At 62.8% G+C, this 16,127-nt stretch carries 12 protein-coding genes; 3 read left to right on the top strand and 9 right to left on the bottom strand.

Annotation, left to right across the window (positions count from 1 at the left end; genetic code table 11):
- Positions 1-82 precede the first annotated feature (82 nt).
- Both BRPE64_RS04855 and xth read left to right on the top strand, forming a co-directional pair.
- Positions 83-787, top strand: coding sequence for a TylF/MycF/NovP-related O-methyltransferase (locus BRPE64_RS04855; RefSeq protein WP_160167918.1), 705 nt, complete (start codon positions 83-85; stop codon positions 785-787).
- A gap of 332 nt (positions 788-1,119) precedes the next feature.
- The gene (gene xth, locus BRPE64_RS04850; RefSeq protein WP_016344918.1) at positions 1,120-1,902 is read left to right on the top strand and encodes an exodeoxyribonuclease III; all 783 of its coding nucleotides are present in this window, start codon (positions 1,120-1,122) and stop codon (positions 1,900-1,902) included.
- 15 nt (positions 1,903-1,917) lie between these two features.
- Here xth and ntrC read toward each other — a convergent pair whose 3' ends face one another.
- The 3 genes from ntrC to glnA form a co-directional block, all read right to left on the bottom strand.
- Positions 1,918-3,414, bottom strand: coding sequence for a nitrogen regulation protein NR(I) (gene ntrC / locus BRPE64_RS04845; protein WP_016344917.1), 1,497 nt, complete (start codon positions 3,412-3,414; stop codon positions 1,918-1,920).
- 150 nt (positions 3,415-3,564) lie between these two features.
- Complete coding sequence (glnL, locus tag BRPE64_RS04840; RefSeq protein WP_016344916.1) at positions 3,565-4,707, bottom strand: nitrogen regulation protein NR(II); 1,143 nt, start codon at positions 4,705-4,707, stop codon at positions 3,565-3,567.
- 161 nt (positions 4,708-4,868) lie between these two features.
- Positions 4,869-6,284: a type I glutamate--ammonia ligase gene (gene glnA / locus BRPE64_RS04835; protein ID WP_044041256.1), complete on the bottom strand. Its 1,416-nt coding sequence runs from the start codon at positions 6,282-6,284 to the stop codon at positions 4,869-4,871.
- Positions 6,285-6,641: 357 nt separating this feature from the next.
- On the opposite strand from glnA, the gene BRPE64_RS04830 reads away from it, so the two are divergent.
- Entirely contained in the window at positions 6,642-7,106 is a 465-nt protein-coding gene (locus BRPE64_RS04830; RefSeq protein ID WP_016344912.1) for a rhodanese-like domain-containing protein, read from the top strand.
- 9 nt (positions 7,107-7,115) lie between these two features.
- On the opposite strand, the gene BRPE64_RS04825 is transcribed toward BRPE64_RS04830, so the two are convergent.
- From BRPE64_RS04825 to hrpA, 6 genes are all read right to left on the bottom strand, one after another.
- Positions 7,116-7,811, bottom strand: coding sequence for a copper homeostasis protein CutC (locus tag BRPE64_RS04825; RefSeq protein ID WP_016344911.1), 696 nt, complete (start codon positions 7,809-7,811; stop codon positions 7,116-7,118).
- The gene (locus tag BRPE64_RS04820; protein ID WP_016344910.1) at positions 7,808-8,626 is read right to left on the bottom strand and encodes a competence/damage-inducible protein A; all 819 of its coding nucleotides are present in this window, start codon (positions 8,624-8,626) and stop codon (positions 7,808-7,810) included. Before BRPE64_RS04820 ends, BRPE64_RS04825 begins: the two co-directional genes overlap by 4 nt.
- Positions 8,627-8,642: 16 nt before the next feature.
- Positions 8,643-9,494: an EI24 domain-containing protein gene (locus BRPE64_RS04815; protein WP_016344909.1), complete on the bottom strand. Its 852-nt coding sequence runs from the start codon at positions 9,492-9,494 to the stop codon at positions 8,643-8,645.
- An 89-nt stretch (positions 9,495-9,583) separates the two neighbouring features.
- Positions 9,584-10,606 carry a sterol desaturase family protein gene (locus tag BRPE64_RS04810; protein WP_016344908.1) on the bottom strand — a complete coding sequence of 341 codons (1,023 nt, stop codon included), beginning with the start codon at positions 10,604-10,606 and terminating at the stop codon, positions 9,584-9,586.
- Positions 10,607-10,704: 98 nt separating this feature from the next.
- Positions 10,705-11,730 (bottom strand): YVTN family beta-propeller repeat protein, encoded by a 1,026-nt coding sequence (locus BRPE64_RS04805; protein ID WP_016344907.1) that lies wholly within the window; start codon positions 11,728-11,730, stop codon positions 10,705-10,707.
- 126 nt (positions 11,731-11,856) lie between these two features.
- Entirely contained in the window at positions 11,857-15,966 is a 4,110-nt protein-coding gene (hrpA, locus tag BRPE64_RS04800; RefSeq protein ID WP_232519209.1) for an ATP-dependent RNA helicase HrpA, read from the bottom strand.
- Positions 15,967-16,127 lie beyond the last annotated feature (161 nt).

Below are 16,127 nucleotides of genomic sequence, written 5' to 3'. Positions count from 1 at the left end.
TTCCGCCACGATAGAACCTTCAAATGGATGCCGCGAAAGAGCCCCTTGTGTATCATCGGGCATTCGTTCCTTGGAGAATCAGGTGCTACAAGCCATCGCTAGACTTTTTTCATCGACTCCGGCTCCGCTCGCGGCATCGGAGGTTGCAAGCTCTAAACTGACCTACCTGCCCGAAGCAAAGCTGGAAAATATCTCGCGAAGCATTGACGAAGTCCAGCGCACGGGCGTTCGCGGTGCATTCGTGGAATTCGGCGTGGCCTTGGGCGGTTCTGGAATCTTTATTTGCAGGAAGATGGATCGCCGGCGCAAATTCATTGGCTTTGATCTGTTCGGCATGATTCCAGCACCTGGGGCAAAGGATGACGAGAAATCGCACCAACGCTATGCCATCATCGCGAGCGGAAAATCCGACGGCATCGGTGGGGATAGATATTACGGTTACGAGCCCGACCTGCTCGGCAAGGTCAAGGAAAGCTTTGCATCCTATGGCGCTCCTGTGGACGGACGGCGGATCCGGCTTATTCCTGGTCTGTTCGAGGAGACGTTGCCAAAAACGAACTTAGGCGATATTGCTTTTGCACACATCGACTGTGACTGGTTTGATCCCGTCACGCTGTGTCTCGAGACGGTTTACAAAAATCTGTCCATCGGAGGAGTAATTATCCTCGATGACTATAACGATTACGGTGGCTGCAAGCGAGCAACCGATGAATTCCTCGGTAGACACCGGGATATCAAATTGCTCGATTCCACACATAATGCCGTTCTGCGCCGCGAAGCGATCTAGCTCGGTCTCCGTAGCTACAGATGCTGAGCGAAATTGCCAAGGGATGCTGCTGTGATCCGCGTCGTGGCTTCTCATGGAGAAGAGAACGAAGCGGGCCACGGCGGAGATTCTTGCGTGAGGTCGCCCGGTTCACGGCAACCCGATATTGTTTCCACTGCTCCGGCAGCGCGGCTTCGGCTTCGGCTTCGGCCTCGGTCGCCTCGTCGAGATCGACGGCATCATGCAAAAGCGCAAGGTGCTCATCGCCCCTTCGCCTTGGAAGTGAGCACGGATAGAATGACAGGCGCCCTAGCCCCTTCTCCGCGCTATCCGACAACTTCTCCCTGATTCTCGTGAAAATCGCCACCTGGAACGTCAATTCACTCAAGGTCCGCCAGCAGCACGTCATCGACTGGCTCGCGCTTTCGGGCGTCGATGTACTGTGTCTTCAAGAACTGAAAATGCCCGACGAGAAGTTTCCGCGCGCGGAACTCGAAGCCGCCGGCTACAAGAGCTGGTTCGCGGGGCAGAAAACGTACAACGGCGTCGGCATTCTGGTGCGCGCCGGCGCCGGGTTCGAAGTGGATGAAATCAACGTGGTGCGCAACATCCCCGGTTTCGAGGATCTGCAGCAGCGCGTGATTGCCGCGACCGTCAACGGCGTGCGCATCATCTCGGCCTATTTCCCGAACGGACAGGCGCCCGGTTCCGAGAAATTCGCCTACAAGATGCGCTGGCTCGATGCGCTGCGCGAATGGCTGCGCGAGGATATGGCGCGTCATCCGAAGCTCGCGCTGCTTGGCGACTACAACATCGCGCCCGACGACCGCGACGTGCACGACCCGAAAGCGTGGGAAGGTCAGAATCTGGTGTCGCCGGAAGAACGTGCGCACTTCCGCCAGCTCATCGAACTCGGCCTGACCGATGCCTTCCGCAAGTTCGAGCAGCCCGAGAAGCTCTTCACGTGGTGGGACTATCGCATGATGGCGTTTCGCCGCAACGCGGGATTGCGCATCGATCACATTCTGCTGTCGGCGGAACTCGCGGCGGCGTGCACGGCGTGCGAAGTGGACAAAGTGCCGCGCAAATGGGATCAGCCGTCCGATCACACGCCGGTCATCGCGACGCTCGGCTGATCCCCTCCGTAGAAATCACGCGTCGAGATGCAGTTCCTGAATCTTGCGCGTGATCGTATTGCGGCCAATGCCCAGACGTTCCGCCGCTTCCACCTTGCGCCCGCGCGTGAAATCGAGCGCCTCGCGAATCACTGCGGCTTCGAAGCGGCGCGCGAGTTCGTCCATTACGTCGGCGGAATTTTCGCGCAGCAGCCGCGCGACTTCCGTTCGCAGGCCGTTCTCCCATACGCTCGCCACCACGCCGGCGACCGATGCCGCGACCGGCCCGGCCGATGCGCCCGTGCCATTCTGCGCGCCGGGGCTCGCGGCGACGGCGCCATCGGTCGATACGGCGATCGCCTCCGTCGCATATTCCTGACGCGGCGTGAGATCAGGCGGCAAATCCTTCTGCTCGATCACCTGCGCGGGCGCCATCACGGTCAGCCAGTTGCACAGGTTCTCCAGTTGCCGCACGTTGCCGGGGAACGGCAGCGACGCGAGATAGGCGAGCGCATCGTCGGACACGCGCTTGGGCTCCACGCCGAGATCGCGCGCGCTCTTTTGCAGGAAATGGCGCGTGAGCAGCGGAATGTCTTCGCTGCGCTCGCGCAATGCCGGCAGACGCAGACGAATCACGTTCAGACGGTGATACAAGTCCTCGCGAAACAAGCCTTGCCGCACGCGTGATTCGAGGTTCTGATGCGTCGCCGCGATCACGCGCACGTTCGCCTTCAGCGGATTGTGCCCGCCCACGCGATAGAACTGCCCGTCGGACAGCACGCGCAACAGCCGCGTCTGAAGATCGAACGGCATGTCGCCGATTTCATCGAGGAACAGCGTGCCGTTCTCGGCCTGCTCGAAGCGGCCCTGACGCATCGCCTGCGCGCCTGTGAATGCGCCGCGCTCGTGGCCGAACAGTTCGGACTCCAGCAGATCCTTCGGAATCGCCGCCGTGTTCAGCGCGATGAACGGGCCGTTCGCGCGTGGGCTATGTCGGTGCAAAGCGCGCGCGACAAGCTCCTTTCCGGTGCCTGATTCGCCCGTGATGAGCACGGTCGCCGCCGAATGTGACAGACGGCCGATCGCACGGAACATGTCCTGCATCGCGGGCGCCTGGCCGAGCATTTCGGGCGTCTCGGTCACCCGTTCGTCGTAGGCCGCTTCGCCGCGCATGCTCTCGTCGACGGCGCGGCGAATCAGCTCGACGGCCTTATCGACATCGAACGGCTTCGCGAGATATTCGAACGCGCCGCCCTGAAACGCGGCCACCGCGCTGTCGAGATCGGAGAACGCCGTCATGATGATGACCGGCAAGCCCGGCAAGCGGTCGCGCACGGTCTGCAAGAGTTCGAGCCCGGAGCCGCCCGGCATCCGGATGTCGGACACGAGTACCTGCGGGCTTTCATGCTCGAGCGCGGCGAGCGCGTCGCGCACGCCGGAGAAGCTGCGCGTCGTGAAATTTTCTCGTGCGAGCGCTTTTTCCAGCACCCAACGGATGGATTGGTCGTCGTCTACTATCCAGATCGGCTTCATATCGTTCGGCGAGAAGTCTTCGTATGGTTCGGTGTGAGCCCGTCGAAACGGTCAGGCGTCAAAGCTTGATGCGGACGCGGCCTGTGACTTCGTGATGATGTGACGTCGGTAATCGCAAAAGGGTTCTAAATTCCGGGGTTAATTCCGGGGTTAATTCCCGAAAGGCAACAGGATGACGAACTCGGTACAGCCCGGCCTGCTCTCCACTTCGATCAGGCCGTCGTGCTGATGCACGAACGATTGCGCGAGCGTGAGACCGAGACCGCTGCCGTCTTCGCGCCCCGATACCAGCGGAAAAAAGATCCGGTCACGAATCTCGCTGGGAATTCCGGGGCCGTTGTCAGTGATATGCAAGTCCAGTGCCAGTTTGTGCAGCTTTTTGCCGATCGTCACCTTGCGCGCGATGCGCGTACGCAGTTCGATCTTCGCGTCGCCTTGCGAGATGCGCTCCTTAAGCGCCTCGGCCGCGTTGCGCACGACGTTGAGCAGCGCCTGAATGAGCTGCTCCTTGTCGCCGCGCAGATCGGGCACGCTCACGTCGTAATCGCGTTCGATGGTGAGGCCGCGCGGAAACTCGGCGAGGATCACGGCGCGCACGCGTTCGCACACTTCGTGGATATTCACGTCGCCGACGATATGCGGATGCCGGTGCGGCTCCAGCAACCGATCGACGAGCGTTTGCAGTCGATCCGATTCCTTGATGATGACCTGCGTGTATTCGCGCAGTTCGTCGCGTTCGCGCTCGCCGAGTTCGAATTCGAGCAACTGCGCCGCGCCGCGAATGCCGCCGAGCGGATTCTTGATTTCGTGCGCGAGATTGCGGATCAGTTGCTTGTTGACCGCCGTGAGATCGTGGATACGCTCTTCGCGATCGGTGCGCAGATGGCGCTCGTTTTCGAAGAGTTCGAGCAGCACGTAGTCGGTCGCCGCTTCGAGATAGCCGACGATCGCATGCACGTGCACGGCCTCGCGCCCGGAGCGCTCCAGCACGGCGTCGAGGCGTGTGGCATTGAAGCGATTCTCCGCGATCGACGCAATCGTGCTCGCGAGTTCTTCCGAGTTGGCGAAGAGCTCCGGCCAGTTCATCTGCGTCAACTGCTTGCGCGACATCTCCAGCATGGCTTCGGCCGAAGGGTTCGCGTAGGCGATCCTCAGGTTGCGCATATCCAGCACGAGCACGTTCGTGGGCAGCGCTTCGAACCCCGGCAGCAGTCCGCTCGCGGCCAACTGGACGTTGTCGGAGAGTGCGTCTGCGTGGCCTTTACGCGCCTTGATCAGATTCTTGAGCACCATCGAGCAATGTTTGAGGTCGTTAGTGGAACCGATCTTCTTTTTGAGAAAGGAAACACGCGGCGATTAAAAAAGGGACGGCGCGCCGTCCCTTTTTCGTCACCTTATGACATGCGCCGCACGCTTCATCGGACTGCTGTCGAGGAAGCGCGCTGCCGTCATGCTTACAGCGAGTAGTACATCTCGAACTCGATCGGATGCACCGACTGACGATAACGCTGCAGCTCTTGCGTCTTCAGTTCGATGTAGGCGTCGAGCATCGAATCCGTGAACACGCCGCCGCGCGTCAGGAACTCGCGATCCGCGTCGAGCGCGTCGAGTGCCTGGTCGAGGCCCGCGCACACGGTCGGGATCTTCTTGTCTTCTTCCGGCGGCAGGTCGTAAAGATTCTTGTCCGCGGCTTCGCCCGGATGAATCTTGTTCTGCACGCCGTCGAGACCCGCCATCATCAGTGCCGAGAAGCACAGGTACGGATTCGCGAGCGGATCCGGGAAGCGCGTTTCGATACGGCGGCCCTTCGGGTTGCTCACGTGCGGAATACGGATCGATGCCGAACGGTTGCGAGCCGAGTAAGCCAGCTTCACGGGCGCTTCGAAGTGCGGCACGAGACGCTTGTACGAGTTCGTACCCGGGTTCGTGATCGCGTTCAGCGCGCGCGCGTGCTTGATGATCCCGCCGATGTAGAACAGCGCGAATTCCGACAGACCCGCGTAGCCGTTGCCCGCGAACAGGTTCTGGCCGTCCTTCCAGATCGACTGGTGCACGTGCATGCCCGAGCCGTTGTCGCCGACGATCGGCTTCGGCATGAAGGTCGCCGTCTTGCCGTACGTGTGCGCCACGTTATGGATGATGTACTTCATCTGCTGCAGCCAGTCGGCGCGCTGAACCAGCGTCGAGAACTTGGTGCCGATTTCGTTCTGGCCCTGGCCCGCGACTTCGTGGTGATGCACTTCGACCGGAATGCCGATCTGTTCGAGCAGCAGACACATTTCCGAGCGGATGTCCTGGAACGTGTCGACCGGCGCGACCGGGAAATAGCCGCCCTTCGTGCCCGGACGGTGACCCGTGTTGCCGCCTTCGAATTCCTTCGCCGACGACCACGGCGCTTCTTCCGAGCCGATCTTCACGAACGTGCCCGACTGGTCCGTGTTCCACTGCACCGAGTCGAAAATGAAGAATTCCGGCTCCGGACCGAAGAAGGCGGTGTCGCCCAGGCCCGAGCTCTTGAGATAGGCTTCCGCGCGGCGTGCGAGCGAACGCGGGTCGCGCTCGTAGCCCTTGCCGTCTGCGGGCTCGACCACGTCGCAGGTCAGCACGAGCGTCGACTCTTCATAGAACGGGTCGATGAACGCGGTATCCGCATCCGGCACGAGCAGCATGTCCGACGCTTCGATGCCCTTCCAGCCAGCGATGGATGAACCGTCGAAAGCGTGGCCGCTTTCAAATTTGTCTTCGTCGAATGCCGAAACCGGCACGGAAACGTGTTGTTCTTTGCCGCGCGTGTCGGTGAAACGGAAGTCGACGAACTTGACGTCCTCGTCCTTGACGAGTTGCATGACGTCGGCCACGGATTTACTCATTACCTATCTCCTGATTAACAAAAGTCGGCGAATCGCTTCGCCGCCCCGACCAATCCTGTACATCGATCCAATCGAGGATGAAAAAGCAGCTTCCGTGCCAAGCGCACCAACTTTGCGCTAAGCGCTTGAAGCAGCGCGCGTTTAGTTAAAACCACTGCGCCGTTACAAAGCGCGATTCGAATCCTCGTATCGGCTTCCGGCACTGTGTTGGTGCATGATTCCGTGACCGTTTGCGAACGCGCGTTATTCTGGTGCATTCGTCTGACTTCGCACCAGTTCGATGCATTCGTGACAGAAACTCGTGATGGTTTCATCACGCTAAAATGATTCTTTGCGCATTTCCGGAGACGACGCGCCATGAGCACGCTGGAACAACTGTATGGCCAGGCCGAGCGCCGCGCCGCCGAAAACAATCTGACCTACGCCGGCGCCTTCGCGCCCGCCGAAGCATTCGAACTGCTGCAACTCGATCCGCGTGCGCGCCTCGTCGACGTGCGCACCCGCGCCGAACTCGACTGGGTGGGCCGCCCGGCGATCGACGGCGCGCAGTACGCGCATATCGAGTGGATCCGCTACCCCGGATCGGTGCCGAACGCTGAGTTTATCGAACAATTGCGACAGGTCGCCACCCCGGATACGCCGGTTATTTTTCTGTGCCGCAGCGCGGCGCGCTCGAAGCTTGCGGCCGTGGCGGCGCAAAAGGAAGGATTTGGGCAAGCCTATGACCTGCTCGAAGGCTTTGAAGGCGACAAGAACGGGCAAGGCCACCGGAAAACCGTCGCGGGATGGTGCTTCCGCGGCTTGCCGTGGATCGGCGCCTGAGCGGCTCGCCTAGCGCGGCGCATCCAGCCGCGCGCGCACGCGGCTGACTCGGGCTTCATCGACGGGAGCGAGCCCGCGGCCATCCACACGCACACCCGAGCCGAAATGCACCGCGCGGACACCCGTCGCGGCGACGAACGGCGCGGCCGCATCCACGGTGAGCCCGGCGCCCGCCAGCACCGTGCAGCGCGTGCCCGCTGCTTTTTCGACGAGCGTCGCGATCGTCGCCTCGGCTTCCAGCACCGAAGGCTTGCCGCCCGATGTGAGCACGTTCGTGACGGCATCGAAGCGCAGCAACGTGTCGAATGCCGATAAAAGATCGCGCGTTTCGTCGAAGGCGCGATGGAACGTGAGCGGCAGGCCATCGGCGGCTTCGATCACGCGCGCGAGGCCGTCCGTGTCGATCGTGCCGTCCGCGCGCAGCATGCCGACGACGATCGCGCTCGCACCCGACTTCGCAATCGCGCGCACGTCGCGCGTGATCACCGCGTAGTCGTCGGCGTCGTAGACGAACGAGCGGCTGTGCGGCCGCACGATCACGTTCACCGGAATGCGCACGGCCCCGACGACTGCTTCGATCAGCCCGATGCTCGGCGTGAGCCCGCCCTCGCCCATCGCGGTGACGAGTTCCAGCCGGTTCGCGCCGCCGCGCTCGGCCGCGCGCGCGTCGGACACCGTCGTGGCAATGACTTCGAGCAACGTCATTGCGCCTCCGCCGGCGGCACTTCCACGACCTCGCCGCCGAGCGCGATCACGCCTTCGCGCAACACGTCGAACGCCGCATTCGCCTTCTCCGGATCGCCCTTCACGCCGAGATCGATATGCGCGCGCGCAAAGAGCGCCCCGCGCGCGGCATCGCCGACGCTCGGCAGGCTGAACGCGCGCACGCCTTCGAAATCCCGTTCGATGGCGACCATCAACGGCGTAATGCGCGATTCCGGCAGGCCGAACACGAGCAGCGAGCGCTCGACGCGCGGGCTCGCGTGATGCAGATGCGCATATTTCGTGTCGAGCACCCATTCGATCATCGGCCACGCCATCACGGGAAAGCCCGGCACGAAATGATGATCGCCGACGGAAAAGCCCGGAATCTTGTTGTAGCTGTTCGGGATGATCGCCGCGCCCTGCGGAAACGTGCCCATGTTCAGCCGATGCAGATTCTCGGGCGACTCCAGCTCGACCGGTTTGCCCGACTGCGCCGCCGTGTCGCGGATACGCGCGCGGATGAGTTCGGCGGCTTCGGGATGCAGTTCGAGCGGCACGCCGAGCGCCTGGGCCGCGCACTGCCGCGTGTGATCGTCGGGCGTGGCACCGATGCCGCCCGTCGAAAACACGATGTCGCCCGAAGCGAACGTGCGCGCGAGCGTCGCGGTGATGCGCGCGGGATCGTCGCCGACGTACTCCGCCCAGTCGAGCGCCAGCCCGCGCGCGCCCAGCAATTCGATGATTTTCGGCAGATGCTTGTCGGTGCGGCGGCCGGACAAGATTTCATCGCCGATGATGATGACGCCAATGCCCATGAGTGCCCCTTGGTGCTTACAGTGAAACGTCGCGGGATTCGACTGTGATCGCCGGATAATGCGCTTCGTTCGCGCGCAGACGCTCGAGCGCGTGCAGGCAGTAATGCGCGAACCACAGCGCCGAAAACACGAGGATGAACGCGTAGGCCCAGATCGTCACGGCCGCGACCACCGGGAAAAGCGGCAGCAGCCAGACGGACCATGCCCAGATCATCGTCGGCACGGAACTGAGCAGCCCGCTCACGATGCCGATAGCAAGCAGCGGCCAGCGCAGTTCGCGCACGATCGCGCGGCGCTCGTCGGCGCTCGCGTGTAGCGCGAGGGCGTCGTAGGTCATCACGCGATACGTGAGCCAGCCCCACAAAAGCGGTGGAATCAGCGCGAAAAACGGCGGAATCAGCCACAGCGGCAACGTGACGACGAGGAGCACGAGACACACGATCGTGGTCACGACGGAATGCCCGAGACTGCCGTACCACGAGCCGCCGCGCCGCTCTTCCAGCGACGCGTAATGCCCTTTCGGCCGGCGCGTGAGCAGCTTGACGACGCCTGGCATCGACAGCGTGGCAATGAGCAGCAGCACGGTCACGACGATCAGCGGAATCGTCATGATAACGACCAGAAACGGCGCGATCACCGAATGCAGCGACGAAAAGCCGACGGTATCGAACAGCCGGTACATGGCGGAGGTGAGCGCCCAGCTTTCCAGCCAGCCGTTCGTGGCGCCCGTGAGCGTCTGCCAGAAAAACCAGAGGAGCGCGCCCCAGACCACGGTCGCGACGCCGAAGGGCATCAGCGTGAGCCAGAGCATGCGCGGATGAAAGACGTTCGCCGTTGCGCGCACGAACGAACGCAGCAAGTCACTCATGCGTGATTCGTCGAAAAAATGAAGAGGAACCGACAGAATAAACCAGCGCCGCCCGGGGGCGCTGGTCTAAACCGGTCGAAAGGAGAGGCTCAGACGGCCGCCGAGTTGTCGGAGGACGGGGCCGCGGTTGCGCGCCGCGCCGCAATACGCGCGGCAATGCGCCTGAACGCAAGCCAGTGCTGCTCGACAAAACCTTCGCCGTAATGAACCGGCGCGATGCCCGGCGCGCCAAGCTGGTCGCGGATGCCGGTCGGCTCGACGGTTCGGTCGAACGAGGACGAGCGGAACAGAATGTCCCAGAACGAAAAGAGCACGCCGAAATTGCAGCCGTACGCCGTGCCTTCGTGCCCGAAGCCGATTGCGTGATGACGCCGATGGAACGCCGGGCTCACGACGATGCGCTCGCCGAACCAGCCGTAATGCAGGCGGATGTTCGCGTGCTGCAGGCTCTGCATGAAATTGGTGATGGCGACCAGCACGACGAACTGCGACGGCTCCACGCCGATCACGAGCGCCACGCACGCGAAAAAGCTCGCTTGCAGGATGTCGTCGAGCAGGTGATTGCGGTCGTCGGTCCAGAGCGACATCTTCTGCTGGCTATGGTGCACCGCGTGCAATTCCCACCAGATGCCGAAGCGATGCTCCAGCCGGTGATACCAGTAGCCCGCGAAGTCGAGAATGAGCAGATAGATGACGAACGTGACGAGCGGTTGCGTGGTCACGCCCGGCCACAGATTGTCGATCTCGAGATTCGGCACGCCGTGGATGCGCATCCAGCTTTGCAGCGAATCGAAGAGCGGCTGGAACGTGAAGAAGAAAAACAGGTTCAGGATGCCGAGCTTGACGATCCACGTGTAGAGCACGTCCACGCGCACGCCTTTTCTGTCCTGCCATTCTTCCGCAGGACGCAGCGCTTCGAGCGGACGCAGGATGGCGTACATCGCGAGCACTTCCAGCACGCCGACGATCACCCAGTAGAGCGCGTCGTAGGTGTCTTCGTCGTAGTCCATCATGCCGATTTTGAATAGCAACGGCTGAACGACATCGACGTAGAGAAGCGTCTGCAGCGACGAAACGAAACTGTCGAGAACGGAAAGAATGGAATGAAACATGGTGCTCCGTGGTGCCCGGTAATGCCTGCTTCAATCGTAGTACAGGGCGCCCGCTTCGTGCAGGACGCCCTCACGACTTGCCTGCTACAAATGCTGCTTCAGCCGCCGTTCGGCCCCGTCACCGGCCCGCGGTTGTAGAAATAGATGCCGTGCGGCGAGCGGCCGACCTTGATGGTTTCGATCAGCTTACGGTTCGCCAGATCGATCACGCCGACGTGCTTCGCGAAGCGGAACGTAACCCACAGATACTTTTTGTCGGCAGTAAGTTCCATGTCGTCGGGGCCGGGAAGCAGGCCCGTGATGTCGCCGACGTTCGTCAGGGAATCTTCGTCGATGATACTGATCGTGTTCGCCACGCGATTGGACACCAGCACGTGCTTGCCGTCGGCCATCGAGCGGAAGTTGTGCGCGCCCTTGCCCGTGGTGATGGTCTTGACGATCTTCTGGTTACGCCAGTCCACGACAGCCACGTAATCCGCGCCCGTCATGCCGACCAGCAGGTACTTGTCGCCGGGCGTGAGCCAGACGCCCGCCGGCACCTTGCCGACCTTCATTTTCCATTTCACGGTCTGCGTGGCGAGGTCGATCGCGGCGACTTCGCCGGACACTTGCAACGAGATGAACGCGGTCGTGCTGTCGTTCGTGAACGCGATGTGGCTCGGCATGGTCGCAAGCGGCAGGCGTTTGGCGATGCTCAGGTTTTTACCGTCGAAACGATAGATATCGAGGCGATCGAGACGCAGACCGGTCGACACGAACCACTTTTTGTCCGGCGAGAAACCGAGCTGATACGGATCTTCGATGTCCTGCACCCAGCGCTGCAACGCGCCGGTTTTCGGATCGACGAACATCAGATTGTTCGACACCGAATTAGCGACGATCAGCGAAGAACCGTCCGGCGTCGGCATCAGATGGTGCGGCTCCTTGCCGGTCGGCACGGTGCCGACAACCTGGTGCGTGTTCTCGTCGATCAGGCTCAGCGTGGCTTCCGCCGAGTTGAGCACGATCACGTTGTTGGCGAATGCTGCCGTGGCGCTCAGTGCGGCGGCAATCGTAAGGGCGGCGCCTGCGGCGGTCGTGCGAAAGCTGCCGGACGAGCGGCTGATACGGAAAATATTGCGCATGGAGAATGAGGTTCGGAAGGCAGGCGTCATTGTAGAACGTTTGCATTTGCTGGAGCGTTGACCGGAGGGCTGTTTTTGCGCAATGTACTGAATCGGCGCAAGAAATGGCGGCATTCCGGCCCACGCTCAGCGTTGCATCGATTCCCAGACCTTGTGCAGGCGCTTGACCGAAACGGGCATCGGCGTGCGCAATTCCTGCGCGAACAGCGACACGCGCAGTTCCTCCAGCAACCAGCGATACTCCGGGAGCCGCGCATCCGCGACGCCGCCGCGCTGCGACAGCGCCCGCTGATAATGCTGCGCGAGCGGTAGCAGATCGGCAAGCAGGCGCGCGTCGCGGGCGGGATCGGCCTTGAGCTTGTCGATGCGCAACGCAATCGACTTCAGATAACGCGGAAAATGCGCAAGCTGCGCGTACGGCGTATCGATCACGAAGCGTTTGCCGATCAGCGCGTTCAATTGCGTCTGCATGTCCGCATAGGCCGCCGTGAACGTCTTCGCCTGCGCGAGCTTTTTCGCGAGCGCCGCGTATTCGGTCAGGATCGCGCCGACAAGCCGCGCGATTTCCTGCGCGAGCAGCGTGAGGCGCCCTTTCGCGACGTCGCGGCGGGCGTGGAACGTGGCATCGTCGTCGGGGAGCGGGTCTTGCAGGCACGCGCGATCGAGCGCCGTCTCCACAATCTGATCGCGCAATTCCTCGGCGGTGCCGAGCGCCATGTACTGCATCGACATTTCGCGCAGGCCGGGCAGATTCTTCTCCAGATAGCGGATCGGTTCGCGCAACTGCAGCGCGAACAGGCGCCGCAAGCCCGCGCGATGAATGCGCGCCGCTTCTTCGGGCGAATCGAACACTTCGACGTCGCAATGCGTGCCGCGATCGACGAGCGCCGGATAGCCGAACAGCGTCTGCCCGCGGCGACGAATCTCGAGCAATTCAGGCAGCTTGCCGAAATTCCACGTCGTGAGATTTTCGTAGAGCGCGGTGCCCTCGCCGGACGGCTGCGTCGCGGGGACGTTCGATTCGCCGGACAGCGCATCGAGCGCGGCGCCCGCTGTGAGCTTCTGAAAGTGCTGCTGCGCCTGACCGCCCAGTTCGGCGCGCAGTTGCGCGAGATTGCGGCCCATTGCAAGCTGGCGGCCGTGTTCGTCGATCACCTTGAAATTCATGAACAGGTGCGCGGGCAGCGTTTCGAGCTTGAAATCCGCGCTTTTCACGGCAATCTGCGTTTGCTCGCGAATATCGGCGATGAGCGAATCGACCAGCGCGCCCGCGCCGAACTTCGGCCCGCCGTGACGCTCGGCGAAACCCGCCGCGTAGTCCGGCAACGGCACGACATGACGGCGCAGCTTCTGCGGCAGCGACTTCAGCAGAACCTGCGTCTTTTCCTTGATCATGCCCGGCACGAGCCATTCGACGCGGCGCGCATCGATCTGATTCAGCCCGTACAGCGGCACCGTGAGCGTAACGCCGTCGCGCGCCGCGCCCGGCTCGAAGTGATACGTGAGCGACATCTCGATACCCGACATCGTCATGCGCTTCGGGAACAGATCGGTCGTGACGCCGGCCGCCTCGTGACGCATCAGGTCGTCGCGCGAGAGGAACAGCAGCTTGTCCTGGCCGCCCTTCCTCTGTTCGTCGCGGTACCAGCGTTCGAAATCCGTGCCGGTCCAGATGCCCGCGGGAATCAGCGAATCGTAGAAACCGTAGATGAGTTCGTCGTCGACGAGCACGTCCTGACGGCGCGACTTGTGTTCGAGCTGCTCGATATCCGCGACCAGCTTGCGGTTATGCGCGAAAAACGGCAAACGCGTGTCGAACTCGCCTTCGACGAACGCGCCGCGAATGAACAACTCACGCGCGTATTTCGGGTCCTGCTTGCCGAAGCTCACGCGCCGGCGCGCATAGACGGTCAGGCCGTACAGCGTCGCGCGTTCGTAGGCGACGACCTGCGCGGCCTTTTTCTCCCAGTGCGCATCCGAGAGCGACTGCTTCAGCAAATGCGCGCCCACCGTTTCAAGCCACTCCGGCTCGATTTTCGCGATCGTGCGCGCATACAGACGGCTCGTTTCGACGAGTTCGCCCGCCATCACCCAGCGCCCCGCTTTCTTCAGCAGCGCCGAGCCCGGCCACAGATGAAACTTGATGCCGCGAGCGCCGAGATAATGCGGTTCGTCGTCGGCCTTGAGACCGACATTGCCGAGCAGACCCGTCAAGAGCGACAGATGCACCTGCTCGAAAGTCGCGTCCGATTCGTTCAGGCGCCAGCCGTGCTCGCGCACGACCGTCAGCAATTGCGAATGCACGTCGCGCCATTCGCGCAAACGCAGATGCGAGAGGAAGTTCGCGCGGCACGCGTCGGCAAGCTGCTTGTTCGACTTCTTGTGCGCGACCGCTTCCTCGAACCACTTCCAGATACGTGTCCACTGCAGGAATTCGGAGCGCTCGTCGACGAACTGACGATGCGCCTGATCCGCCTGCTCCTGCGCCTCGACCGGCCGGTCGCGCGGATCCTGCACCGACAACGCCGACGCGATGATCAGCACTTCCTTGAGCGCATGATGATCGCGCGCGGCGAGGATCATGCGCCCGACGCGCGGATCGAGCGGCAGGCGCGCGAGTTCGCGACCGAGCGGCGTGAGCGCGTTGTCGTCGTCGACGGCGCCGAGTTCGTTCAGCAGCTGATAGCCGTCCGCGATGGCGCGGCCCGGCGGCGGCTCGATGAACGGGAACGTTTCGATGGCCGTCAGATGCAGCGACTTCATCCGCAAAATGACCGCAGCCAGCGACGAGCGCAGAATTTCCGGATCGGTGAAGCGCACGCGCGCCTGAAAATCCGCTTCGTCGTAGAGACGGATGCACACGCCGTCCGCGACGCGCCCGCAGCGCCCCGCGCGCTGATTCGCCGCCGCCTGCGAGATCGATTCGATCTGCAACTGCTCGACCTTGTTGCGATACGAATAGCGCTTCACGCGCGCCATGCCGGTATCGACCACATAGCGAATGCCCGGCACCGTCAGCGACGTTTCCGCGACGTTCGTGGCAAGCACGATGCGCCGCGCGTTCGACGGCCTGAACACGCGCTCCTGCTCCTGCGCCGAAAGACGCGCGAAGAGCGGCAGAATTTCCGTATGCGGCGGATGGTGTTTGCGCAGCGCCTCGGCGGCGTCGCGGATTTCGCGCTCGCCGGGCAGGAAGACGAGCACGTCGCCGGGACCGACGCGGCACAGTTCGTCGACGGCATCGACGATAGCTTCCATCAGATCGCGGTCGGCCTTGCGGTCATTTCGTTCGTTACGTTTGGGCAGCGTGCCTTGCGCGGATTTGACCGCGACGCTGTCTTCCTCGACGGGCCGGTAGCGCACTTCGACCGGATAGAGCCGCCCGCTGACTTCGATCACGGGCGCGGGCTTTTCTTCGCGGCCGAAGTGGCGCGCGAAGCGCTCGGCGTCGATGGTCGCGGACGTGACGATCAGCTTCAGGTCCGGGCGCTTCGAGAGGATTTCCTTCAGATAGCCGAGCAGAAAGTCGATGTTGAGGCTGCGCTCGTGCGCCTCGTCGATGATGATCGTGTCGTAGGCTTTGAGAAGCGGATCGGTCTGCGTTTCGGCGAGCAGAATGCCGTCGGTCATCAGTTTCACCGACGCGCCCGGCGCGAGATTGTCCGTGAAACGCACCTTGTAGCCGACCACTTCGCCGAACGGCGTGCCCAGTTCCTCCGCGATGCGCCGGCCCGTCGCCGACGCCGCGATCCGCCGCGGCTGCGTGTGCCCGATGAGACCGCTGCCGCCCGCGCCGAGGCCGCGCCCGAGCGCGAGGCAGATTTTCGGCAACTGCGTGGTCTTGCCCGAGCCGGTTTCACCGCTGACGATCACGACCTGATTCTCGCGAATCGCGAGCGCGATTTCCTCGCGGCGGCCGGAGACGGGCAGCGCCTCGGGGAAGGTGATCGGCGGGATGGGGTTGGGCGTGACGTTGCGCGGCGGGCGGGGTGGACGCGGCGGACGTTGGTCGCGTTGGTCGCGTTGGTCGCGCGCTTCGGGTGTGCGGCGGGCTTCGTGTTGGCGCGACTCGGCGGGCCTGTCTGCTTGCGCGACGCGTTGTTCCGGTCGGGCAACGGGTTTGTTCGCTTGCTGAGCGCGTTCCGGCCGGGCGACGGGGGGCTTGCTCGCGTGTTCGGCGCCTTCCGGTCGCGCGACGGGTTTGCTTACGTGCTCGGCGCGTTCCGGTCGGGCGATGGCTTTGCTTGCGTGCTCAGCACGTTCGGGCCGAGTGGTAGGTTTGTTCGCTTGCTCAGCGCGTTCCGGCTGGGCGGCGGGCTTGCTTGCATGCTCAGAACGTTCCGGCCGAGTGGTAGGTTTGCCCGCTTGCTCAGCGCGTTCCGGCCGCGCGACGGGTT

The sequence above is a fragment of the Caballeronia insecticola genome, assembly GCF_000402035.1.
GTDB lineage: Bacteria > Pseudomonadota > Gammaproteobacteria > Burkholderiales > Burkholderiaceae > Caballeronia > Caballeronia insecticola.
This window is presented reverse-complemented; position numbering and strand designations above follow the sequence as displayed.

Coding starts and splice junctions, on each gene's coding strand:
- ntrC (WP_016344917.1), bottom strand. CDS start 3,414: ATGAAGCCGATCTGGATAGTAGACGACGACCAATCCATCCGTTGGGTG.
- glnL (WP_016344916.1), bottom strand. CDS start 4,707: ATGGTGCTCAAGAATCTGATCAAGGCGCGTAAAGGCCACGCAGACGCA.
- glnA (WP_044041256.1), bottom strand. CDS start 6,284: ATGAGTAAATCCGTGGCCGACGTCATGCAACTCGTCAAGGACGAGGAC.
- BRPE64_RS04830 (WP_016344912.1), top strand. CDS start 6,642: ATGAGCACGCTGGAACAACTGTATGGCCAGGCCGAGCGCCGCGCCGCC.
- BRPE64_RS04825 (WP_016344911.1), bottom strand. CDS start 7,811: ATGACGTTGCTCGAAGTCATTGCCACGACGGTGTCCGACGCGCGCGCG.
- BRPE64_RS04820 (WP_016344910.1), bottom strand. CDS start 8,626: ATGGGCATTGGCGTCATCATCATCGGCGATGAAATCTTGTCCGGCCGC.
- BRPE64_RS04815 (WP_016344909.1), bottom strand. CDS start 9,494: ATGAGTGACTTGCTGCGTTCGTTCGTGCGCGCAACGGCGAACGTCTTT.
- BRPE64_RS04810 (WP_016344908.1), bottom strand. CDS start 10,606: ATGTTTCATTCCATTCTTTCCGTTCTCGACAGTTTCGTTTCGTCGCTG.
- BRPE64_RS04805 (WP_016344907.1), bottom strand. CDS start 11,730: ATGCGCAATATTTTCCGTATCAGCCGCTCGTCCGGCAGCTTTCGCACG.